The organism is Nostoc sp. (assembly GCF_036919555.1).
In the GTDB taxonomy this organism is placed as follows: Bacteria; Cyanobacteriota; Cyanobacteriia; order Cyanobacteriales; family Nostocaceae; genus Nostoc.
The window spans coordinates 136,075-159,631 of the sequence record NZ_JBALCS010000073.1; the positions used below are offsets into that span (position 1 = coordinate 136,075).

Genomic DNA, 23,557 nt, shown 5'->3' on the forward strand with positions numbered 1-23,557 from the left:
GTAAAAGCCGAAAGCTCAAATGAGCAGAGAGCCTTCGGCTATTTATGAATCTATTAGGCTTTCAAGCCTAACTCTACTTGCATGAGTTAATACTCTTTGTGAGTAGAGTTTAATTCTGATCTGGTAGCATATACCGACTATGAATTAGTTAGCTGGTAGCAGATGTAGCCAATGAGTTAGAAGCAGAAGAAGTAGGAGTGGTATTGGTGAAACCAGTTGTTTCAGCCGCGCTGTTGGGACCGAATGCAGTAGCTTGGGTTTCAGAATTAGCTACGTGGCCTTTAACGTTAGCTGTTGAGTTGACATTTTTGGTAATGGTAAGGTTCTCAAACTGGGACAGGTTGATATGTACGTACTTTGTAGCACTAAAAGAATAACCACCAAGAACTTCTTCAGAGGTGTTTTCCAAGTAGTTTAGATCAGAAATAATCATTTGAGTTTCTCCTGAAATTGGCTGTTTGGGAATCTTTGCTGTAACCAACTTGTTTTTGTTGCTTACATAATTACTATAGTTGATTACTCAAAAAAGTCAATCCTTTTTTGAGTAATTTTTGATTAATAAAACTAATAGATTTATGCTGAAAAATCATTATTTATGGAATTAATATAATCATAAAAAATCTAGATAGAAAGTAAAATTATCTCTACCTAGCAAGCCTTATGGCGATTTAAGCTATTTTTTAATCACATCAAAATAGCACCTTGTGGGTGTACTCACAAAATACTAAAAACGAAAAAATATTAAATTTTTAAGCAGATAATATCAGTATCCATAACATTTTTAAAAACTCCAGATATCTACCATAAGTTAGGGGAGATAGTTAGCTACAAAAATATTTGGAATTTAATAACCTATTTAGTCTTGGTGAATGACATATCTAGCAATTTCTCCGGCGATCGCATATTTGCATCTGAGTCTATCTGAGTAACTATTTTCATCGTGTTGATTTGTTGCTTTAACCAATTAGAAAATGATTCTGTAATGATTTTTTGGCGCAACTGTTCATCTAGTTGGGGTTGAATCACTTCTTCCACCCAAATTAAATGCACCCCTTTGGGAGTCGTAATCGGTTTGAGAGCTTGTGGTGGTGCAGCAGCAAATACAGCTGCTGCAATCTCTGGACGAAAATCTTTGCGGTATCGCAATCCCTGATATCCATAAATACGGCGGAGTTCTGGTTCTGGGATATATAAACGAGCAATTTCGGGAAAATTGACTTCGCCTTCTTCTAGGGCATAAAAAAGCTCTAAAGCCAAGTCTCGATTCTCGAAGACGACTTCGTAGGTAATGGCGGCGACATAATCTAGTTGGCGTTCATAAAAGTGCTTTTTGACTTGAGCAGAAAATAGATAATTTGCTAACTTCCGCGAAAGGATTTTGTTGTAGGCTAATTCTTCAAACTCATTCACAGACAGGTGGTGTTTTTCTAGCCATGTCCAGGTTTCTTTAGCTTTGACAAGCTTCTTCGCAAACCGTAATTCATCTCCTTCTTGCTGTAATTCTTCTGGTGTGACTGAAATTCCTAGCTCTTGAGCTGCTTCGGCAATAATGCTTTGCGATGCTATTGCTTCCACTACATCAGGTATTTGACAGGAGAGTTTGAGACTCTGAATGATATCTGAACTAGAAATGGTCAGATTCTGGGGCATAACATTCTCCAATAATTAAGGGAATTGGGCATTGGGCATGGGGCATTGGGCATTGATTATTAATTCTTCTCGTTGTCTTTTTCTTCTCTACGAGACGCTGCGCGAACAATTTTGAATTTTGAGTTTTGAATTTATTTCTCTCTTGTCTGATTTCCTAATTCCAGTGCATAGCTTACCGCCGTAGGTATCCCTCTGACTACATCTGTAAACCGCCTTTTTGCAGTTTCTTGAATGGATCTAAAACAAAGTCAATCACCCGCCGTTGGCGAATAATGACTTCAGCATTTGCTGTCTGACCGGCACCTAATTGAATACGTTTGTTGCCATTTTGGACATACTGCTGTTCTAAGGTGATTTCTAGCTGATAGGTTTCGATGTTCCCTTGGGGTGTTTGGCTAACTTTCGAGTCAGGAGAGATCCAAGCAACTTTCCCTTGCACAATTCCATACTCTTGGAAGGGATAAGCATCAAACTTGACTTTGACTGGCATTCCTACCTTCAAGAAACCACTATCCTGATTAGGTATTTGGGCTTTGAGTACAAAGTCTGTATTTTTGGGTGCGATTTGGGCAATCCTTTGACCGGCTTGTACTACTGCTCCCGCCTTAGTGGTGGGTAATTCAAAAATCACCCCATTAATCGGCGATCGCACCACTCGTTGCTGCATTTGAACTCTTATAGATGTAATCTGGCTTTTAGTCTGAGCCACTTCTGATTGCGCTGCTGTTATTTGGGTCTGTAGGTCTTTTAGCTGTTCCTGATTTTTCATTACAGCCAGTTTCCCGGCTTGCATCAGACTTTTATAGCTACTTTGTTCTTCTTGCAGTCGGAGTTTTGCTTGTTTGATATCAGATTCCAAAGTCTTGATAGTGACTTGATAACGATTTAGTTCTTCCACTAAACCCAATTGTGCTTGTTTGATATCTGATACAGCCTTGTTATAGAGTCGTTTGCTTTCTTGTTCTTCTTTTTGGAGTTGCTCAATTTGGGTTGCAGAAACCGCGCCATCATGAACGAGTTTGCTAAAACGTTTAACTTGCCTAGAATCTATACTCAAACGACTTTTAGCCGATTGCTGATCATCGCGAGTGGTGTAAATCTGCTGCTCTGCTTGCTTAACTAATGCTTGTTTTTCTAACTTTTGGAGGTTATAGCTACTCAGTTTGGCATCCAGGTTTTGATTTGCCTGGTTAACTTGAGCCATTTTTTCTAATTCTTGGGATTTATTTTGTTGCTCTAAAAGGTTAGTTGACATTAAGAGTTGATTTTTGAGAAGTTCCAGTTGAGATTGCCGATTTTGTAGCCCTTGCAATTTGCTCTCGACTTCTTGCAGTCCCGTTTGCAGTAAATCGGAGTTCAGTTCCAGTAGAACCTGACCGGCTCTGACTGTATCTCCTTCTTTGACCTTAACTGTTTTGACACTCCCACCAACTTGAGCGTCTAATTTTTGAGTTGCGCCTTTTGGTTCTATACGCCCTCTGGCGCTACCAGTTTCATCGACTCGCGAGAGAGTTGCCCAAGGTAAGACTAGACCAGCAAAGCCGATGAGTACATATAACAAACCACGAGTCCAAATTCGAGGTAAGGCATTGAGTAATCCCTCAGTACCGTAGTGCAAATCTTCACTGTCATTTTCTGTCTCTGTCTGCTCGTTGAACTCTACAGATTCCTCCTGCTGTGTATAACTTTGATGCTCATCTGGCTGATCTTGGGGAAGTGGCGATGATCTATTGGGATTTGGCATAGTTTTATTTCTGATAATGGGGAAGGTGGGGCCCCTCTGGGGATAAGGGGTAATGGGGAGTGGGGAGTAGGGAGTAGGGAGTGGGGGAGAAATAGCAATGCCCCATGCCCCATGCCCAATCTCAACTAACTTGAGCCAGTTGTTGTTGATTCAGGTAGTAATAATGACCTTTTTTAACGATTAATTCGTCGTGGGTGCCGCTTTCTACCAAAACGCCTTGATCTAAAACCAGGATCAAGTCAGCGTTGCGGACTGTAGAGAGGCGATGGGCAATGATTACACTTGTGCGCCCTTGAAGAATTGTTTTGAGGTTGTTTTGAATAATTCTTTCAGATTCGGAATCTAGGTGGCTGGTGGCTTCATCAAATAGTAATAACCGAGGATTTCCGAGCAAAGCCCGAGCGATCGCTAGGCGTTGGCGCTGTCCACCAGAGAGCATTCCGCCGCCTTCACCAATTTGGGATTCGTAACCCATCGGTAGTTTTTGAATAAATTCATCGGCTCCGGCGTATTTTGCTGCTTGGATAATTTCTTCTAAACAGGCATCTGGATGGGCGATCGCAATGTTTTCACGAATAGTCCCACCAAACAAAAAAGTATCTTGATCTACAACGCCGATTTGAGAACGGAGCGATCGCAACATAACACTCGTGATGTCATGACCATCAATGAGTACTTTGCCATCTGTCGGTGGGTATAAACCTAAAATCAATTTACTGAGGGTTGTTTTTCCAGAACCGCTCCGCCCCACTACTGCTACCATCTGTTCCGCCTGGATTTCAAAGTTCAGATTTTCTAGTACGTTAGTCTCAGTTTCTGAGTGATAGCGAAAGGTGACATTCTGAAAGCGAATATTACCGTGGAGTTTACCCAACAACTTCCGGGGTTTAGTTTCTAAATCTTCTTCTGGTTCCGCCTCCAACACATCATTAATGCGTTCGGTGGAAATCACGATTTCTTGCAATTGATTCCACAGCATAGCCAGCCGTTGGAAAGGACTCAAGACGTTACCCACCAACATATTGAAAGCAACTAATTGTCCAATAGTCAGTTCGCCATTAATTACTTGCGTCGCTCCATACCACATCAATGCAGTATTGACAAAGGTTTGGATGACACCACTGATAATTTGCAGACGATTGCCGATTATCTGAGCATTAAAGCCTTTTTTAACCAAATCATTCAGTAATTCCTCCCAATGCCAGCGCACCGTCTGTTCAATTGCTAATGAGCGGACGGTACGAATTCCACTGAGGGATTCGATGAGATAGCTTTGTTCTTTGGTGCCTGCATTGAAAATCTCTCTGGAGATGCGGCGCAAAATACTTGTGCTAGCCAGCGCCAAGATAAAAAATGGTGGTATAGTACACAGCACGAATAATGACATCCGCCAGCTATAGGAGAACATCAAGGACAGATAAACCACTAATGTCAGCATATCCAAGATGATGGAGAGTGTCTGACCGGTAAGGAATTGCTGAATTTTCTGGTTTTCTTGGATGCGCGAGACTATATCCCCAACGTAACGCGACTCAAAATAGGAAAGGGGTAAGCGGAAGGTATGTTTGATAAAACCTACGAGTAGGGCAATGCTAACGCGGTTAGCAGTATGAAATAGGAGATATTGCCGTAGACCGTTGACAGCGACACCAAACAACCCAAAAACAATCATTCCCACACCAATGGCGTTTAAGGTTGTAACACTACGTTGCACAAGTACTCTGTCGAGCAACAACTGGGTGAATACTGGCGTTACCAGTCCAAATAATTGGATTACTATCGAAGCGATAAAGATTTCAAATAGTGTCCGATAGTGAGGTTTGATTAACTCAAAAAACTTCCAGAAGGTTCTACTTTCGTTTTTAGTGTCTTTTAATAGGGCTGTAGGTTGGAGTAACAATGCATAACCACTCCAACTTGCTTGAAATTCAGCTTTTGTCAAGCTGCGTTGACCAAGAGCCGGGTCACATACAATCACCCGCTTTTTCGTTATTTCATAGACAACAATGAAGTGTTTGCCTTCCCAGTGGGCAATCGCAGGTAAAGGTTGTTCTGCTAATTTCTCAAGAGTGGCTTTCACCGGACGGGTGGCAAAACCCAGGTTTTCTGCTGTTGCTGCCATGGCCTTTAGAGATGCACCGTTGCGGCTGACGTTGGTCATATCCCGCAGGCGATTGATACTAAAATGCTTGTCCCAATAGTTACCAATCATCACCAAGCAAGCAGAGCCACAATCGGCAGCACTTTGTTGGGCATAGAAGGGATAGCTCTTGGTGATGCGTTTCCACCAATGCCCTATTTGTACCTTTGGACTAGGAAAGTAAAAACGTGAGTTTTTTGGCTGTTGTTGTGGCTGTTGAACTCGTTGGGGAAAAGGAATAATTTTAGATTTTGGAGATGGGGAAGTTTTTTCCCCACTCCCCACTCCCCACTTCTGGCCCCACTCCCCACTCCCTACTCCCCACTCCCCCAACTCCGGGAAGTATTCTAATGCTGTTTGTCTATGGTCGTTTTTCAGAATGTAAGCAATTGTTAGTTGTGTTGCTTGCCAATCTCCTTGTTCTGATTGGGCAAAGATTGTACCTGGTGTCAAAGAATGGCCTTCAGAATGCCGCAGTTGACCTCTGTACAATAGCCACAACTGGGAATTTTGGGATATTTCTGGACTTACAAAGCCAGTTTCTAGCTGCTGTCGCTCAAACAGAGATAAGGCTTTGAGCATTCCTGGAACTTGTGATGTATGGGACGGAAATTGCGAGATTTGCCGACATAACAATAGCAAATCCCAAAGTTCTGCACGGGCGTATAGGCGATCGCGAATGTTAGGATATTTCTCTATTAATATTTGCAATGCCTCTTGCCTAAAATAGCCAAGTTTTAGGTTTGTCGAAGCTCTGACTACATAAGGACTAAAGTTAGCTTCGGGAAACAGAGTCAATTCTCCAAAAACAGACCATGCACCAAAGGTAGTGATTAAATTCTCAGAGCTATCCAACAGTCGGACTTTACCTGTAAGGATGATGTAGATACCAGGATTCGTCTGTGCAGATTGCCAGAACTGCTTTGCTACTGGTGGCTCTACAATCTCCATTTCTGCTAGGAAGTTCTGTAATTCTTTTTCTGAAAGCTTTGTACCCAAGGTGTACAAGAGCCTTTCACCCACATCTTGCCCAGAAAGCATTGGTGGCATTTTCTAATCTCCACAATAGAATTTAGTTATTAGTCTGAATCAGATACAAAAATTAATTAAAAGTATTGTTAAATACCATATTTTCATGCAGGAAGCTCCAAGCCTCCTTGGAGTAATGTTGGGACGAAAAGCATGGTAAGAAACCATCTTTCTTTTACATACAAGGTATTTTTGTTTAGCTACATTTACATTTAAGGTAAACATCAACTAACTCCATCAAAATAGTTCACACAAATATGGCTCGCTCATTTTGACAATCAGCGGCCTGGGTAATTGGTGATTGAGAAGAATTATTTTCACATCAGAATTTTGTGAGTGTAGCGATCGCTACGCAAATTCTTCCAGTTCTCAATCACCAACTCCGACAATTTTTTCTAGATCCAGATATTGATTGAAAATTAGCTTTCATGCTCTTAAACAAGACCTGATCCAGAAAAAGCATTAAAAGACTGATTTCAGACATCCCTAACTTTTTAACAGCCTTCTCTTGACTAAAATGGTGTGACATAATTGCATAGATTATATGATTTGTAAATTATCGGCAAACGTAATCCATTGCAGCGGTGTGATCAAAGCTTGACAGCAAAAAGACCACAACTGCACATCTAATTAACCCTACAAGGTTAATTAGATATCTACACAATGTGCAATTATCACCCGGTGTTATTCCGCTAGTATTTTACGAGTCTAGGGGAATAACACAGGGATAGCCTTAGTCTCAATAAAAGTAACCTTGAATACTAAAAAGCTAGTTTTCGGTAGGCTACAGGAAGTAGAAGACAATAAGAACTAGAAAGCACATCATAACTACTTTGGGAGCTTTTACGAACAAAGGCAGAGGGCAAAAGGAAAGAAGTATTAACCGAAACTTAAGTTGTGGATTTAAAGCCGCACTAGTATCAAAATAATTATATCGAGACGCGTAGCCCGATATGCAAAAGGGCCAGTGCGGTCTTGGGCTTTGCTCAAGTGGACTATCTGGTGTTGTTCGGCGTGGGTGCTTCCTGCCTCCTACCTCCTGAATAATCAAGCAAAATTACACTTAAACAAATATTGCTTAAGTTCACTTGGAAGATTCTAGAGTGAATCCTTTTACTGCCGTATGTAGTAGTACCTTTAAGGGAACATCTGGCAAGTCATTTAACGTTTGGATTATACCTCGTTTAGCGGAATAAATGCAAGTGATTAAAATAGATTTGCGATCATGATATTCACATATTTAGCTTACACTGATCAAGTTCAAATTTGAATATTTTAGGACTTTATTCAGGAAATTTTCGGGAAAATCACCTCAGAGATTATTTTTAGCCAAAAAAAGATATATTTAAAACCCATTCATACATTAAATTTTTAAACAGCTAGGCAACCTAGAGTAGTGCGGTGTGAGTCATAACGGCGCGTATTCTTTAATATACTAAGTTGTTTTAATCAGCAGTGAGGTTAAACACATTAATATTGTGATCAAGCACACATACAGTGTTTTTCAGGTAAATGAGGTACACAGGTAGGGGCACAACAATGTTGTGCTCTTACAATAATCTGTACAGAGGTGCTTATTGCAATCTGCTGTATTAGTAAGTTCCCGCAACCATACCTTTTTTCCCAGAGAAGAACCAATCAAAATCGAAACACAGCAAGTGGCACATAGAGATTTCTACGCAGATGAACTGGACAATACCTCTAGGAGTGTCAGTAAACCACAAGCTTTTGAAAACCAACGTAAAAACATCGGTTTCAGCCATCGTGAATCAGAAGTATTCACCATTGGGAATAGAGCGATAAGTCTGACGGCCGGGCTAGCGCTTACTGCTTTCAGCTAGCTAGGGGTATCGCCTAAAATACTCAACTTAAGGTTGTTTGGTGATATCTCTGTATTTAGCTGAAATGTCTGCATGGTAAGAGGATGTTTGAAAAGTATTGGGCGAATAGAATGAGACTGTTGGCGAATTCACTCTCTTGTTAAACCCCCCACCCCTAAAACCTTAGTTTGGCGTTGCTTTCCCGCCCTGCAATAAATTGCGGGCTAATAGCTAAAGTGCGTTAAAACGCACTGAAGATTAAAGAAATTAAGATGGATTCAGGCTGAGGGGTTGGACCCCCTATCAATTCGCCAACAGTCTCATAGAATTCGCTACTACACAAACTTTCGTCTTCCTCCGTGGACTAACGAAAAAGCAAGGTTTTTAACCCAGGTCGGTGAGTTTTGTCTGTATAGCCAAGCCAGTGCGGTCTTGGGGGTTTCCCCCATGAGCAACTGGCGTGTGACTTCCAGTCGCCCGGTAAGTAATAAATTAGACTTGTTCATTCAACCTCTAAGACTTATCAAAAACTTTTTGGTTTACTGACTGTAGAAAGAGCAACTTTGCCAAGTATATTTATTGCGACAAGGCATCTCTGAAAACTGCATAAATATCTCTGTGACTAACTTATGGGGTGCGATGTCTGCGGACAAGGGAGCGATCGCCAGTCTCGTAGTCAGGCTAGTTTCTAGAAAGAATAAGGCTTTGAGATATTTATTATTAATAACTAGAGATGAAAGTTGGTTATGTACATTTATTTTAAACAACAAGTGGAGGTATTTACTTTACTTTTACGTTTTAACGCAATACCAATCGCTACCAAGTCGTTAGACTGCTACCTAATTTATTTCTAGCTTTGGCTCTATTCCTGCTTTCTTTTTGAGATTTAGATAAACGACGGTTTAAGCGTCCCCCTTTCCAGGGGGACGCTTTATATCATGTCCGCTTGATTGCTTATTAAACCCGAAGAACCCCACCCCCGCCAAAGCTATGCTTTGTCTCCCCTCCCGAAGAGCCTACGGTGTATACACAAGTCCTAAAATCCTTGCCTGGTAAGATACAAGCCTTAATGGGCAAGGTTTTGATTTGATCAAGTTGATTATCAATAGTGTCAGATTATTGATAGAGGCATAACGGAAAATCAAGGATTTTAAAAATAATTTTCCGTTCTTTTCTGTCCATTTGATTCCCAACTAGACTTGTGTATACACGGTAGCCCGAAGAGCGGAGAGGGGTTCTTTTATTATGGGTAATCTGGCGGATATCATATTAGACCCAATTTTTCGTAAACGATCTGTGCAGCCAACGTTGAATTATCATACTATTTGGGGTTGGTCACTTGCGGAAAATTGCTATGTTTAGATTTTTAGAATATTTACTAATAGCTGGTTATATTGCAGTACTGCTCGTTATCAGCCATTGGATTGGACAGCAAGCTTACTCCTGGATGCCTCTTGAAGCCACCGCAGAAGCAAAAAAAGTAGATGATTTGTTTAGCTTCTTAGTTTCAATTGGAGCTTTCATCTTGCTTGGGCTGGTTGGCATGATGGTGTATTCGGTACTTTTCTTTCGTGCATCCAAGGATGACTACAGCGAAGGACACCCTTCTAGAGGCGATGTCAGGCTAGAAATTATCTGGACAGCAACCCCGACTCTGCTGGTGTTGTGGATTGCTTTTCAAAGCTTCCATATTTATCAGCAATTAAATATCTTGGGTTTGGGACAAATCGTGCATTTGCATCTGCCGTCAGAATCAGCTAATGCTGCAATAGTGAGCGACGTTCCCAAACCTGCTTCTGAAACTATTGATGTTTTCGCTAAACAGTGGGAGTGGTCTTTCCGCTATCCAAATAATGTTAGCAGTAACGAATTACACCTAAAAGTAAATCGTAGCACCCGCTTGAATATGCACGCACAAGATGTAATCCACGGTTTCTACGTCCCTGAGTTCCGCTTAAAACAGGATATAATCCCCAAACGCGACATTGACATTGTGCTAACGCCTACTCGTACAGGAAAATATAAGCTGAAAGATTCTCAATTTAGTGGTACTTACTTTGCCTTGATGGAGGCGGATGTATACGTTGAATCCCCTGAAGCGTATAACCAGTGGCTTACTCAAACGGCTAGCGAACCAACGACTATAAAAAATCAGGCAGTTGCCGAACATATCCAACCACCAAAGATATTATTTAAAAGCGGTTGGTACACTGTCGTACCCACTCCAAGCGCCGTAGCGAATGAAAGGAAGGTAAGTAATGACACATGAATTTAGTGAAGCGATCGCCGACCAGAAAGAGCCTGTTGATGGCTGGCGGCAATATTTCAGCTTCAGCACCGACCATAAGGTGATCGGTGTTCAATACATGGTGATGACGTTTATTTTCTTCCTGATTGGCGGGCTGTTGGCGATGATCATTCGTGCCGAACTGCTGACCCCCGAATCCAATGTGGTTGACCGCCCCCTTTACAACGGCTTGTTCACCATGCACGGCACGATCATGATTTTCCTGTGGATTATCCCGTTCAACGCCGGACTTTCTAACTACTTAGTGCCGTTAATGATTGGAGCGCGCGATATGGCGTTCCCTTTACTTAATGCCATCTCTTTTTGGATTCTGCCACCAGCAGGTATTTTGCTAATATCTAGCTTCTTACTACCTAATGGGACTGCACAGGCAGGTTGGTGGTCTTATCCACCAGTCAGTTTACAATTTCCGCCCGGTCAACTAATTAACGGTGAATTCGTTTGGATCGTCAGTCTAATATTGATCGGCATTTCCTCGATCATGGGGGCTGTGAATTTTGTGACTACCATCTTTTGGATGCGAGCGCCAGGGATGACGTTTTTTCGGATGCCTGTGTTTGTTTGGTCGGTTTTCAGCGCCCAGTTGTTGCAGTTGATTAACTTACCAGCCTTGACAGGTGCATTGATACTGCTGTTGTTTGACCTCGCTTTCGGTACTCAATTCTTCAAACCTGAAGAAAATGGCGATCCCATCATCTACCAGCATTTATTCTGGTTCTATTCTCACCCGGCAGTTTATATCATGGCGCTACCAGCCTTCGGTATTATTGCGGAGATTCTGCCAGCCTTTTCCCGGAATCCTTTGTTTGGTTATCGGTCAGTTGCGATCGCCACTTTAGGTATTGCTTTTCTTAGCATCTTCGTTTGGGTGCATCATATGTTCACCAGTGGCACCCCTGGCTGGATGCGGATGACTTTTATGTTTACTTCGATGCTGGTTGCCATACCTACAGGTGTGAAGGCATTTGCTTGGACTGCCACTATCTGGAAAAGCAAGCTGCATTTAGAAACACCAATGCTATTTGCAATGGGAAGTGCAGCCATGTTTATTTTCGGTGGCGTTACTGGTGTTATGCTTGCCGCAACGCCATTTGATATTCACGTCAACAACACCTATTTTGTGGTGGGTCACTTCCATTACATCGTCTTCAACACGATCACGATGGCAATCTTCGCAGCCATTTATTTCTGGTTTCCCAAAATAACTGGAAGGATGTACGCTGAAGGCTGGGGCAAGCTGCATTTTTGGCTGACCTTTATTCCTGCCAATATTACGTTTTTTGCCATGCACCCGTTAGGTTTGCAAGGGATGTTGCGCCGAGTTTCTTCCTACGATCCACGGTATCAAGGATTGAACGTCATCGTTAGTCTAGCGGCATTCTTGCTGGGAGTATCTACTCTGCCCTTTATTGCCAATATTGTCGGTTCTTGGCTATACGGGCCAAGGGCGGTTGATAATCCTTGGCACGCTACTGGATTGGAATGGACAACCAGTTCACCACCTTTGCGAGATAACTTTGCAGAGATTCCGATTGTCACAAGACCCCCTTATGACTATGGCGATCCAAAATACTCAGTAATAAAAAATTCTGATAACGGTGAGTAAGGAGTTATGCAACGTCGCACCATTCATTTAGATGAAAGTCCGATCCGTTTTGAAGAGTGGGGGCGACGCCTACCAAATTGGTTGCAGCGCTTTCTGCCAAGTGGTGGTGGGAGTCATGAAGATCATCATGGTAAAGGGATGTTCGGGTTTAGTGTGTTCTTGCTGTCAGAGAGCATCATCTTTTTGAGTTTTATCTTTACTTATGTTGTTCTGCGACTGAATACTACTAACTGGCTACCACCCGGTATTTCTGGGCCAGAATTGTCTACCTTTGTGATTATTAATACGGTAGTATTACTTTCTAGCAGCTTTGTTATTCAACCAGCAGAAAATGCTCTCAAGCGTAATCAACTCAGTAAATTTCGCTGGCTATGGCTGATAACGATCGCAATGGGAACCTACTTTCTAATTGGTCTATTAATTGAGTGGAAAAATCTCGATTTCAAGCTGACTACAGGATTAGTTGGTTCCACATTTTACTTACTAACAGGCTTCCACGGTCTACACGTTCTGGCTGGTGTTGTGCTTCAGATAATTATGCTGATTCGCTCATTCATTCCAGGCAACTATAATAAGACTCACTTCGGTACAAGTGCGACTACTCTGTTTTGGCACTTTGTTGATGTAGTTTGGGTCTTCCTTTTCTCGCTTCTCTATCTTTGGCGGACATGAAAATCTTCAGTTAACCAAGTATTTTCAGGAGTAACTTTATGAATTTATTCTTCCAAGAAATGCCAGCCTCAGAACTCGCTCCAAAAGCAGTTCAAGAAACTCCACCACCAGGTAAAGACCCACTAATTGCACAGGGGTTACAAAAAGAGCAATATATAGGCATTATCGGGCTAGCGATCGCCCTGGTTGCTGCTGTGGGATTTTTTAGTCGGAGAGTTGAATACGCTATTGGATTGGCTGTGATCCTCAGCGCTAGTTTGATTGCTTTGTTTTTATTGCTATAGTAGAAGCTTTGATTAATTGAACATTCTGATTTCACAATATTTGGAAGGGATTTTATGAACAGCCCAGTTTATCAAACTGTGATTGTCGGTGGTGGCTTTACCGGGCTATTTACAGCTTTGCACTTAGCTCACGGACATTATCCTCGCTCTGTTATTTTGATTGATAAAGACGAGCGCTTTTGTTTTAAGCCGTTACTCTATGAATATTTCGATGGCGAGATGGATACTTTCCAAGTAGTACCACGTTTTTCGGAATTACTTAAAGGTAGTGGTGTCATCTTTGTTCAAGATACAGTGCAGTCGATAGACTTGGATCAAAAGGCAGTCAAATTAACTTCGGGTAACTCCTACAATTACAGCAACTTAGTATTAGCTTTGGGTAGCGTTACTGGCTATCATCAAGTTGAGGGAGCCAAAGAAAATGCCTTTCCTTTCTGGACGCAAGAAGATGCGATCGCTCTTGAGCGGCATTTACGCGATTGTTTACAACGAGCAGTGCAAACCGAAGATTTAGAACAACGCCGAAAACTGTTAACAGTAGTTGTGGTTGGTGGTGGTGCTTCTGGTGTAGAAATGGCAGCAACTTTAGCTGATTTCCTCCCTCATTGGTATACCGCGTTGGGAGGCAATCAGAATGAAATTCGCGTGATACTGCTCAATCACGGTAAACAAATCCTCAATGGTGATATTAATGACCCCTTAAGTGAAATTGCCGAACGGGAATTGAAGAAACGCACTGTGCCAATTGAAATACTCACGGAAGCAGAAGCCACTGCTGTTCGTCCCAACACAATTGAATATAAGCGCAATCAGCAAATCGAGACATTAGCAACACATACTACAATTTGGACAGCTGGGACTTCCACCCATCCACTGATTAAAGATTTAGCAATTTCCAAAGAACATCGGGATCATAGCGATCGCCTCCTAGTTACTCCTACTATGCAATTGCTCGACTTTCCAGAAGTTTTTGCAGGTGGTGATTGTACAGTAGTTCAGGATAATTCGCTACCACCTACAGCTCAAGTGGCTTATCAACAAGGGGCTAATATTGCCAGTAATTTGAAAGCATTAGCCTTGGAAAAAGACCTCAAACCTGCTAAAATTAACATCCGTGGAACTCTCTTGAAATTGGGGATAAATGATGCTGCTGCTAACTTATTCAATGTTTTTGAAGTTGCAGGCGAATCCGCACATTTAATCCGTCAAGCGGCTTATTTAACGCTATTGCCAACAGCAATTCATGATTTCAAAGCCACAACTGAATGGGTGGATGAGAAAATTTTTCATCACCACCTCGACCCTCAAGATGTAGGGAAAAAAGTGGTGCAAGCGGTGGAATTAGTTGGTGCTGGAGTTCTGGGCGTTTTAGCTGCCAGAAAATTATTAAAAATGTTAGGCGATGAGGAGTAAGGTATTGTGCGACACAATTCTAAAGAATTTTGTCATGCTTTCGTCACAATGTTGCCATAGCTCTGTCAATATAACGTGTGATGCTAAAGCTCTGGGTTAAAAAATAGGCTCACTCTATACAAAACCCACACACCAGAGTCTACGGAGAAGAATCACTATAAGGCACTAACCCTTATGAGGATGACTCTTCTGATCAACATTGTCAGAATTCTCATAGTTACAAGGAACAAAAAGATGAATTGGAAAGTACTTGCTTTGCTTCCTGCCTTGACTTTAGCTACTGCTATGCCTGCTTACTCTTTAACCAATAATAAAAACCACAATCCGACTACTGCTTCCTACGTTGCTCAAAATATGCCGCAGGGCAACACTATGAAAAAGCCTAATGCTATGCAAAAGGTTCATGCCAATCACAGGTCTAATAGTATGGCAAACCATAGTGATGTACTGAGAGTAGGTAGCACAGGAGAGGCAGTCAAAACTGCTCAGAATTCTTTAAAGCAGCAAGGATTCTATACTGGAAATGTGAATGGTGTCTTTGATCACCATACACGTTCAGCCGTGATGAAATTTCAGATGTCTAAAGGGTTAAGAGCAGACGGAATAATTGGACGCCGGACTATGGCATCTATGAAATAGATCAGGGGTCATAATACAGAATTCAGAATTGGTGAGTACTTTACCTATAAAGGGATAGAGTTTCAATCAGGAGGAATATTTAATAGTGTTTCGCCTACACTTGGGCAAAGCTCAGTGACCACCAGGGGCGAAAGCGCGTAGTGAAATGAAGTGAATTACGGTTTCAACCAATATTCACACACTCCAGGATGAGCTACGCTGCGCTATCATCCAGTCGTACAGAATTCATACTGAATTCTGACTCCTGAGTTCTGAATTCTTCTTATAAAAATGACACAGATTAAGCCGGAAGTAAAGCGCACAGAAGAATTGCGCCAGTTATTGCAACAAGCTAGCTATGCTTATTACGTCCTAGATGCTCCAATTATGGAGGATGCAGTCTATGACCAGCTATATCGAGAATTGCAACAACTGGAAATTCAATATCCAGAGTTGACAGCACCCGATAGTCCGACTCAGCGCGTGGGTGAGCTTAAACATACGCAGTTTACTTCGGTGCGGCACAATATCCCCTTGTACAGTCTGGAGAATGCGTTTAATATCGATGAGTTGCAAGGGTGGGATCAGCGTTGGCGGCGACAAGTATCTAAAATGGACTCAGTGGAATATGTCACTGAACTCAAAATTGATGGTTCTGCTTTGGCTCTTACCTACCAAGATGGCATTCTAGTTAGAGGCACAACTAGAGGTGATGGGGTAATGGGTGAAGATATCACTCAAAATGTGCGGACAATTCGCTCAATTCCCTTGCGTTTGAATTTTGAAGGGTTAGAAATTCTAGAAAGGGTGGAAGTGCGAGGTGAGGCGTTTTTGCCTTTGGAAGTATTTAAACAAATTAACGAGGAAAGGCAAAAAGCAGGTGAGCAATTATTTGCCAATCCCCGCAATGCCGCAGCTGGTACACTCAGGCAACTAGACTCCCGCATTGTCGCTAAACGGCGGTTAGATTTCTTTGGCTACACTTTGCACATTCCTGGTAGAGATGATACCAGTATTGCCAATACCCAATGGCAAGCGTTGGAGTTGTTGAAAAAGATGGGTTTTCCAGTCAACCGCAACCACAAACTCTCTGCCTCGATCGCAGAAGTGGCAGAATATTATGAATACTGGGATACGGAACGGCTGAATTTACCCTATATGACTGATGGGGTAGTAGTGAAGCTGAATTCTTTTAAACTTCAGGAACAGCTAGGGTTTACACAGAAATTTCCTCGCTGGGCGATCGCTTTGAAGTACGCAGCCGAAGAAGCGCCGACTCGTGTGGAAAATATTGCTGTGAATGTGGGACGAACAGGGGCGTTAACGCCGTTAGCAGAGATGCGCCCTGTGCAACTGGCGGGAACAACAGTTTCCCGCGCAACTTTACATAACAGCGATCGCATTGCTCAATTAGACATCCGCATTGGCGATACTGTGATTGTCCGCAAAGCTGGGGAAATCATCCCAGAAGTGGTGAGGGTATTAAAAGAACTCCGTCCCACTGACACCGAACCCTTCATTATGCCCACCCATTGCCCAGTCTGCGGTCAATCTGTGGTGCGAGAATCAGGTGAGGCGGTGACTCGGTGCGTCAATGCTTCCTGTGCAGCGATTCTTAAAGGTTCCATTGAACATTGGGTAAGTCGTGACGCCTTGGATATTAAAGGCATCGGGGAAAAGTTAGTGTATCAATTCGTTGATAAAGGTTTGGTACATTCCGTTGCCGATTTATATGAGTTGACAGCAGAGAAGTTATCTGAATTGGAAAGGATGGGGAAAAAGTCGGCAGAGAAATTGGTAGATGCGATCGCACAATCGAAAAATCAACCTTGGTCAAGGGTATTGTATGGTTTAGGCATCCGTCACGTTGGCAGTGTGAATGCCCAATTGTTGACTCAGAAATACTTCACTGTAGACCAGTTAGCTACAGCAAAGCAATCAGATATTGCAGGAATTTATGGTATTGGTGCTGAAATTGCCCAATCTGTGTACCAGTGGTTTCGGATTGATGCCAACCAAATGTTGATAGAACGCTTGCAAGCAGAAGGATTGCAATTAGCTGCCACAGAGGAAACAAAAACAGTTGGTGATAGTAATCAAAAGTTTGCAGGTAAAACTTTTGTAATTACGGGAACATTGCCAACCTTAAAGCGAGATGAGGTGAAGGCTTTGATTCAAAAAGCTGGGGGAAAAGTGACAGATTCAGTGAGTAAAAAAACAGATTATTTGGTATTAGGAGAAGATGCCGGTTCTAAGTTAGAAAAAGCGCTCTCTTTGGGAATTACGCAGTTAAGCGAGGCGCAATTTTTGGAGATGGTTGAAGATTGATATAGCGTTTCCTAATCATATGAGGTACATCATAGTCCCCTCTTCGCTTGCTCTTAGGGGGTTGGGGGTGGGGTTTTTGTACCTCACTCAACTGAGAACCGCTATAAAATAATTCGCAATTCCTAGCGCAGCGTGTCTCAGACAAGCCTCTCGAACGCGAACAGCGTCTCACCTTGGGAGAAGAGAAAGCTTTACGCTGCGCTATAGCGCTTCTCGTTTGCATTAACGTACATTTTTCAACCTTACCCCCTCTCCTTGTCCTCCGGTGTAGACACAAATTATCTGATTACCCAAAATCCTCCAAAACCTCACCCTGTCCTATCTTTAATCCCTCTCCTTACTAAGGAGAGGGACAGGTTTTACTACGTAAAACCAGGGTGAGGTTTCTTAGGGGCTATGACACTTAACCGGAAATTGCGTTCAGAAAGCACTTGTATGTATACCGTAGCGCAAGGAGAGGGGGTAAGTTGACGACTGTATATGTTATAACTTTGTACGGATGATGTTTGGTGAAGCTCACATAACTTCAGGAGTACTCACAGTGAATCAGATACAACTGACTTTAACTATTGGTTATCTGTTAATGACATGCTATTTTTTAAGCAATTGGTTAATATTTTTCCTACGTCATCCTGTTTCCACTCCCGAAGATAAATTTTTATCGGTTGTGATGTTTATGGTAACAACTATCTTCTGGCCTCTGATGATTCCGATGTCTTGTTTAGAAATGGTTCAAAAAAAGCGAATAGACTTTAGTAAAATGATTCCTGTTCTCTTAGCAATATTTGTATTTAGTATTTCATATTATTTGACCGAATAATTTATAATTCCTGGTTAGAATTGCATACAGCGTTTTTCAGGTAAATGAGGTACACAGGTAGGGGCACAACAATGTTGTGCCCTTACAATAATCTGTACAAAGGCGCTTGTTGCAATCTGCTGTAAATATAAGAGGATGTTTTAAAAGTTTATTTTCGTGTATCCTGGCGATTATAAATCACGGCTATATGGGTAAAATCGGGGGCATCTCACTTTCGTCGGAAGCCTAAACCTCACCCCAGCCCTCTCCTTATTAAGGAGAGGGAGCAGGAGTATTGTTTCTCCTATGGTGTATTTGCAAAACTAAGATGCTCCCGGTAAAATCCGGTTACGCGGGTTAGAAAACCCTTGATTTTGCATTAGTCCACGGAGGTGGACTTTGCTTGTGTAGCCGCGACTTCTAGTCGCCCGGCTTTACTTGTTACCCTCCGGCTTCTTTGTGCAACACCTACCTTCACTTCTTAGGCAATCTATTTATTGAATTTGGAATTTCCTAACGGCGTCTGCTGCCAAAACCACTTGAGCGGCGGGATGGTGAACTACGCCCACTACCAAAACCACTGCCAGAATTGCGTCTGATAGTGCTGGAGTTACCAGAGGGTCGCAAGTTACTACCACCAAAACCAGAACCAGAAGGACGGTTATTACCTGTAGTGCTACGCGGTGTATTGCGTATAGTTGAATTTCCAGGATATGACCTTCTAATTGTCCCTGTATTACGGAACGCAGTGCGATTTGTCACAGCTGCGGGTGGCGCATTGTAACGAGTTTGGTAGTTTTGAACTGCTTGGCCATAGCTTCCACCATATCCACCGAAGCCACTTAATCCTTGTCCTGATTGATAGACAGGGGGTACATAATATTGGGGTCTAAACAACATACTACCAATTGCCTGACCCGCCAAGCTACCAGCCACAGACCCAGCAAACGGTGCCCAAAAGCTGTTTTCTCGACGGACTACAACCGTCTCTTGTTGTCCTGTTTGGGGATTGGTTTTATTTTCGGTAACATTGTGGACGTACTCAATTTTAAAGTCTTCCGTCAGATATAAAATCGGTTGTCCTTTTTCTACCTTTAGATAGGTTTTCTTACCCTGCTTGATTTCATCATCAGTTAACCGTGCCATTTGCAAATTTTCGGTTGCAAAGGTTGGGGGCTGATTGTTAAGTAAAAACAGGTTGTACTCACCACCTACATCGTCGTATGTAACTTGTTGTATTTGATACTGTCCGTCACTCAGCTTGGTGGTATTAGAGCTTTGGCTAACGTTCTTAGGTGAAGAATTAGTTTGGTTTTGGCCTCCACAAGCGACAGTTGTCAGACACAAACTCAGAGCTAAAAAAACGGCTGTAAATTTACGTACTATGGTCATGATCATGGGATTATTGTCCTATCTCTGAGCTTAACAATTTCTCAATGGAATTAGTAAGTACGGACTACCCAACAGATTACAAAGGAATCAATTCTGGGTAATATTGCAACAATTGATCGTTAGTGAGTTCATCGCCTAACTGTGCTGGCGAGAAATGCACTTGGATTGCCTGGAGTTTATGTTTGTAGTGTAAATTGATTAAGGCTTTAAAAGCTTCCTTCAGAGACTGAACGTTAGAAAGATCAGTTTCTAATTCTGGTATTTCTCCTTCGTAAGCTACTGTAATTATCACAATAACGTTGCGGGTTACAGGTATAGATAAAGGTTCATTTAATCCAGAGTCAGAACTGTAATTTGGTTCACTGAGATATCTTTGGGCAGAGTCAGTAAATAATTCATTCACGTAATCTCCCGCCTCGCCTTCGTCCCAAAATACATCGCCTTCGTTGGCAGCAGAAAGCCAATATTCATCGTATTGCAGCAGGGTTTGACTAATTTCTACCAATGCTTCTCCCAAAACTTCTAAGTCGCCATCGGCATCGATCGCATTCCTTCCAGCACTATTTAATACTCCCAAAATTGGTGCTACCTCGCCTCCTCCTAAGTGCAGAAATAGGCGAAAGACTACATAGCGATTTCGACCGATCATTTTATTAAAGGTATCGCGCATTTTTCTCCTCCAGAAATTTACTTTTTGTCATTTGTCCCATGCCCCATGCCCAATGACTAATGACTAATATAGTGAAATCCTTTGACAAAATCCATAACCATATTTAACGAAGGTAATATATATTTTGTTGATTCACTGGATATATGATCATCAGCTGAAACATTGAGGGCAGAGCGATTAATAAATCTTTTCCCAAAGTGAGGATTATCATGGACAATCAAAGTGTAGGCGCTGGAATTCGTTAAAATTATTTGGGTTGGAGCCTTGCAAAAATTCAACTTTGCGGCTACTTCGATATTTTTTTTCATCTGTTTAATTGTTGTAGCCTGACTCATGGCTTGCTCTAGAAGAATATTTAATTGTTTCACCATATTGGGTAATTTTAAATCTTGGTTTGCAACAACTTGACTGTTAATACTTTCCACCATACTGGAAATATTCTTTTGGGTAGATGCCGCATCTAGAAAGGGAAGAATCGCAATGTAAGCAGTGGGAAATAATCCTTCATCGCTATCTAGATGAAATGTGAAAACAGTTCGACGACGCCCACTTTCTATGCTTGGAGGTTGTTTCAGCCCCCGATATTCCTGAGCAATTTGATAGTAAGCACCAGCGATCGCAAAATTAGCTTCATGTTCTAGGGCTGCATCAACAATAATCCGAATTGTTGGCGGTGTTTCGTTAAAAAAATCTCGTGAGTCTTCTGAATCAAAGTTTTGGATAATGGAGCGATCGCCTGCGGGACTAAGATCAACCCATTCACAAATCATACCTTCGGTTTTTAAACCAAATCTGGAGGTGGCATAAAGTTTTGCCCCAGTTAAAGTTGCTCCTGTTAAGTCAGCACCGATCCATTCTGCCTTAATTAATTTTGCCTGAGTTAAATTGGCGTGTACAAAACTCGTATTCGTTAAATTGGCATTGCTTAAATCTGCGCCAATTAAATTAGCCCCGCTCAATTTTGCACCGCTCAAATCTGCCCATCGGAGATTCGCGCCGCTCAAATCTCCCCACCGGAGGTTCGCCCCGCTCAAATCTGCCCCGCTCAGGTTAGCATGGCTGAAATTAGCTTGTCTGAGTTCAGCATCTCGCAAATTTGCACCGCTCAAGTCAGAACGACTGAGATCACTGGCATTTAAGTTAGCCATCTCCAAGTTAGCTCCCGTTAAGGAAGCGCCTCTCAAGACAGCTCCACTCAAGTTAGCGTGACGGAGATTCGCTTGGCGGAGTGTCGCTTCTCGCAAATCAGCACTGGTGAGGTCAGCCTCCAATAAGTCGGCGCGACTGAGGTTAGCGCGAATTAACTCGGCGCGGATTAGCGAGGCTCCTCTAAGTTGAGCGCGACTGAGATCCGCTCGAATCAAATTAGCGACGTTGAGAGTGGCGTTGTTTAAGATGGCGCTAGACAGATTCGCGCCACTTAGTCTGGTTATATTCAACTTGGCATTGCTCAAGTTAGCTTCACTCAGATTCGCGCCACTCAGGTTGACTATACTCAAATTAGCATCGCTAAGATTGACGCCACTGAGTTTAGCCCCACTCAGATTAGCTTCGGAGAGGTCAACACCACTAAAGTTTAAGACTCCTGCTGCGTATTGTTTCAGTAATTCCTCTACAGTCATCGATGCTACCCCTTGGATGCCAACTTTAATAGTTGGTAAAGTCATAAAAAACGGAATGTCAAAATCAAAAATGAATATTGGGATTTTAGGACTGGGACTGATCGGCGGATCTTTGGGTTTTGATTTGCGATCGCAAGGACATCATATCTTAGGAGTCAGCCGCCGTGAATCTACCTGTGAAAAGGCAGTTGCTCTCGGCAGTGTTGATCAAGCATCAGTTGATCTGAGCCTGTTAGCAGCCGCAGAAGTTGTATTTATTTGTACACCTCTAGCCCTTATTGTGCCCCAATTTGAACAGTTGATCGCTCATTTGTCTGTCGCTACCGTTATGACTGATGTGGGTTCGGCGAAAGCACAGATAGTTAAGGCGATTTCTCCCCTTTGGAAGAATTTTATCGGCGGTCATCCAATGGCCGGAACAGCAGACAGTGGGATAGAAGCTGCACAGAGGTATTTATTTGTCGATAAACCTTATGTACTAACACCGATAACTACAACACCAACCACGGCAATTACCGTTGTGGAAGAAATTGTGCGATCGCTGGGAGCGAATATCTACTATTGTCAACCTGAGCAACATGACCGCGCTGTTAGTTGGATTTCCCATTTACCTGTAATGGTCAGTTCCTCGTTAATTGCTGCTTGTTTGAGTGAAACTGACCCCGATGTTTTAGAATTAGCCCAAAAGTTAGCTAGTTCAGGTTTTCGGGATACCAGTCGTGTGGGTGGTGGGAATCCGGAGTTGGGCGTGATGATGGCGCGGTATAATCGTCAAGCATTGCTGCGATCGCTGCAACAATATCGCCACAATCTCGATGAGTTGACTAACTTAATTGAGCAAGAGAATTGGACAGTTTTAGAGTCAAAGTTGAAATCAACTCAACAGGCACGACCTGATTTTCTTGAATAGTTGTCGGGTGCGTTCAGTTATCGATAACGCACCCATTTTCACATTTCAATTCTAAATTCTGAATTCTGACTACTGAATTCTTTTCTGATAAAATCTTTAAAAAATGCTACTTAACAGCTTGATAGTCACCAAACCGATGTAATATAAAGATAAAAGATAAATTTACAAAAATCAACAATGGTAGAACGCCCAATCAAGAAATCGGAACGTCAGTCCCAAGGAAGTACTGACAACAATTCCGAAAAATCGGATTCTATATCTCCGATTGAATCCAACCCCAAAAGCTCAAAACCGACCCGTAATCGTTCGTCTGGCACAGAGAAAAAGGCATCCTATGGGGATGATAACAGGCAGCCGGGGAATCCTGCCCTAGCGCGTGGACCAAAACCCGTTAAACCTCCAGCCAAAGTCAAAACAGAAGAACTTGAAACCGAATCTGAAGCTATCTCTGAGGAGTCTGAAGACTAACATTACAAGTGTTGTATGTGATGTGGGAGGCTATAAGCAGATGAATACCGGGATTTCTGGCTCCGAAGGCAGCGATCGTGCCCC

Annotated in this window: 18 protein-coding genes; 10 read left to right on the plus strand and 8 right to left on the minus strand. The window is 42.4% G+C overall.

What is annotated here, in order from left to right; translation table 11 throughout:
* Positions 1-148: 148 nt before the first annotated feature.
* The 4 genes from V7K36_RS20240 to V7K36_RS20255 all read right to left on the minus strand — a co-directional run bounded on the left by V7K36_RS20240 (position 149) and on the right by V7K36_RS20255 (position 6,584).
* Positions 149-433, minus strand: coding sequence for a hypothetical protein (locus V7K36_RS20240; RefSeq protein WP_335118644.1), 285 nt, complete (start codon positions 431-433; stop codon positions 149-151).
* Positions 434-852: 419 nt separating this feature from the next.
* A complete protein-coding gene (locus V7K36_RS20245) occupies positions 853-1,650 on the minus strand; it encodes a peptidylprolyl isomerase (protein WP_335118646.1) in 798 nt (265 codons plus the stop codon).
* 196 nt (positions 1,651-1,846) lie between these two features.
* Entirely contained in the window at positions 1,847-3,394 is a 1,548-nt protein-coding gene (locus tag V7K36_RS20250) for an HlyD family efflux transporter periplasmic adaptor subunit (protein WP_335118648.1), read from the minus strand.
* 121 nt (positions 3,395-3,515) lie between these two features.
* Positions 3,516-6,584, minus strand: coding sequence for a peptidase domain-containing ABC transporter (locus V7K36_RS20255; RefSeq protein WP_442948488.1), 3,069 nt, complete (start codon positions 6,582-6,584; stop codon positions 3,516-3,518).
* Between the two features lie 1,556 nt (positions 6,585-8,140).
* Here V7K36_RS20255 and V7K36_RS20260 point away from each other — a divergent pair.
* Positions 8,141-8,404, plus strand: coding sequence for a hypothetical protein (locus tag V7K36_RS20260; RefSeq protein ID WP_335118650.1), 264 nt, complete (start codon positions 8,141-8,143; stop codon positions 8,402-8,404).
* A 518-nt stretch (positions 8,405-8,922) separates the two neighbouring features.
* On the opposite strand, the gene V7K36_RS20265 is transcribed toward V7K36_RS20260, so the two are convergent.
* Positions 8,923-9,150, minus strand: coding sequence for a hypothetical protein (locus V7K36_RS20265; protein ID WP_335118652.1), 228 nt, complete (start codon positions 9,148-9,150; stop codon positions 8,923-8,925).
* Between the two features lie 587 nt (positions 9,151-9,737).
* Here V7K36_RS20265 and V7K36_RS20270 point away from each other — a divergent pair.
* From V7K36_RS20270 to ligA, 7 genes are all read left to right on the plus strand, one after another.
* Positions 9,738-10,652, plus strand: a complete 915-nt coding sequence (locus V7K36_RS20270) for a cytochrome c oxidase subunit II (protein ID WP_335118654.1) — start codon at positions 9,738-9,740, stop codon at positions 10,650-10,652.
* Complete coding sequence (ctaD, locus tag V7K36_RS20275; protein ID WP_335118656.1) at positions 10,642-12,297, plus strand: cytochrome c oxidase subunit I; 1,656 nt, start codon at positions 10,642-10,644, stop codon at positions 12,295-12,297. Before V7K36_RS20270 ends, ctaD begins: the two co-directional genes overlap by 11 nt.
* A 6-nt stretch (positions 12,298-12,303) precedes the next feature.
* Complete coding sequence (locus V7K36_RS20280; RefSeq protein WP_335118658.1) at positions 12,304-12,969, plus strand: cytochrome c oxidase subunit 3; 666 nt, start codon at positions 12,304-12,306, stop codon at positions 12,967-12,969.
* Between the two features lie 38 nt (positions 12,970-13,007).
* Positions 13,008-13,253, plus strand: a complete 246-nt coding sequence (locus V7K36_RS20285) for a hypothetical protein (protein WP_334826899.1) — start codon at positions 13,008-13,010, stop codon at positions 13,251-13,253.
* Between the two features lie 54 nt (positions 13,254-13,307).
* Positions 13,308-14,666: an NAD(P)/FAD-dependent oxidoreductase gene (locus V7K36_RS20290; RefSeq protein ID WP_335118660.1), complete on the plus strand. Its 1,359-nt coding sequence runs from the start codon at positions 13,308-13,310 to the stop codon at positions 14,664-14,666.
* Positions 14,667-14,900: 234 nt separating this feature from the next.
* On the plus strand, positions 14,901-15,305 hold the full coding sequence (locus V7K36_RS20295; protein WP_335118662.1) for a peptidoglycan-binding domain-containing protein: 405 nt from the start codon (positions 14,901-14,903) through the stop codon (positions 15,303-15,305).
* 270 nt (positions 15,306-15,575) lie between these two features.
* Positions 15,576-17,612: an NAD-dependent DNA ligase LigA gene (gene ligA / locus V7K36_RS20300; RefSeq protein ID WP_335118664.1), complete on the plus strand. Its 2,037-nt coding sequence runs from the start codon at positions 15,576-15,578 to the stop codon at positions 17,610-17,612.
* A gap of 1,312 nt (positions 17,613-18,924) precedes the next feature.
* Here the strand turns inward: ligA and V7K36_RS20305 are convergent.
* The 3 genes from V7K36_RS20305 to V7K36_RS20315 form a co-directional block, all read right to left on the minus strand.
* A complete protein-coding gene (locus tag V7K36_RS20305; protein ID WP_335118666.1) occupies positions 18,925-19,809 on the minus strand; it encodes a hypothetical protein in 885 nt (294 codons plus the stop codon).
* Positions 19,810-19,879: 70 nt separating this feature from the next.
* A complete protein-coding gene (locus V7K36_RS20310; protein WP_334940443.1) occupies positions 19,880-20,473 on the minus strand; it encodes a DUF1517 domain-containing protein in 594 nt (197 codons plus the stop codon).
* Between the two features lie 56 nt (positions 20,474-20,529).
* Positions 20,530-22,095 carry a pentapeptide repeat-containing protein gene (locus tag V7K36_RS20315; protein WP_335118768.1) on the minus strand — a complete coding sequence of 522 codons (1,566 nt, stop codon included), beginning with the start codon at positions 22,093-22,095 and terminating at the stop codon, positions 20,530-20,532.
* 70 nt (positions 22,096-22,165) lie between these two features.
* Between V7K36_RS20315 and V7K36_RS20320 the strand changes: the two genes are divergently transcribed.
* Entirely contained in the window at positions 22,166-23,005 is an 840-nt protein-coding gene (locus V7K36_RS20320) for a prephenate/arogenate dehydrogenase (protein WP_335118770.1), read from the plus strand.
* A gap of 177 nt (positions 23,006-23,182) precedes the next feature.
* Entirely contained in the window at positions 23,183-23,473 is a 291-nt protein-coding gene (locus V7K36_RS20325; protein ID WP_335118668.1) for a hypothetical protein, read from the plus strand.
* The last annotated feature ends 84 nt before the right edge of the window (positions 23,474-23,557 follow it).

Excerpts from the sequence above, each read along its gene's own strand:
- V7K36_RS20240 (WP_335118644.1), bottom strand. The coding sequence starts at position 433 with ATGATTATTTCTGATCTAAACTACTTGGAAAACACCTCTGAAGAAGTT.
- V7K36_RS20245 (WP_335118646.1), bottom strand. The coding sequence starts at position 1,650 with ATGCCCCAGAATCTGACCATTTCTAGTTCAGATATCATTCAGAGTCTC.
- V7K36_RS20250 (WP_335118648.1), bottom strand. The coding sequence starts at position 3,394 with ATGCCAAATCCCAATAGATCATCGCCACTTCCCCAAGATCAGCCAGAT.
- V7K36_RS20255 (WP_442948488.1), bottom strand. The coding sequence starts at position 6,584 with ATGCCACCAATGCTTTCTGGGCAAGATGTGGGTGAAAGGCTCTTGTAC.
- V7K36_RS20270 (WP_335118654.1), top strand. The coding sequence starts at position 9,738 with ATGTTTAGATTTTTAGAATATTTACTAATAGCTGGTTATATTGCAGTA.
- ctaD (WP_335118656.1), top strand. The coding sequence starts at position 10,642 with ATGACACATGAATTTAGTGAAGCGATCGCCGACCAGAAAGAGCCTGTT.
- V7K36_RS20280 (WP_335118658.1), top strand. The coding sequence starts at position 12,304 with ATGCAACGTCGCACCATTCATTTAGATGAAAGTCCGATCCGTTTTGAA.
- V7K36_RS20285 (WP_334826899.1), top strand. The coding sequence starts at position 13,008 with ATGAATTTATTCTTCCAAGAAATGCCAGCCTCAGAACTCGCTCCAAAA.
- V7K36_RS20290 (WP_335118660.1), top strand. The coding sequence starts at position 13,308 with ATGAACAGCCCAGTTTATCAAACTGTGATTGTCGGTGGTGGCTTTACC.
- V7K36_RS20295 (WP_335118662.1), top strand. The coding sequence starts at position 14,901 with ATGAATTGGAAAGTACTTGCTTTGCTTCCTGCCTTGACTTTAGCTACT.
- ligA (WP_335118664.1), top strand. The coding sequence starts at position 15,576 with ATGACACAGATTAAGCCGGAAGTAAAGCGCACAGAAGAATTGCGCCAG.
- V7K36_RS20305 (WP_335118666.1), bottom strand. The coding sequence starts at position 19,809 with ATGATCATGACCATAGTACGTAAATTTACAGCCGTTTTTTTAGCTCTG.
- V7K36_RS20310 (WP_334940443.1), bottom strand. The coding sequence starts at position 20,473 with ATGCGCGATACCTTTAATAAAATGATCGGTCGAAATCGCTATGTAGTC.
- V7K36_RS20315 (WP_335118768.1), bottom strand. The coding sequence starts at position 22,095 with ATGACTGTAGAGGAATTACTGAAACAATACGCAGCAGGAGTCTTAAAC.
- V7K36_RS20320 (WP_335118770.1), top strand. The coding sequence starts at position 22,166 with ATGAATATTGGGATTTTAGGACTGGGACTGATCGGCGGATCTTTGGGT.
- V7K36_RS20325 (WP_335118668.1), top strand. The coding sequence starts at position 23,183 with ATGGTAGAACGCCCAATCAAGAAATCGGAACGTCAGTCCCAAGGAAGT.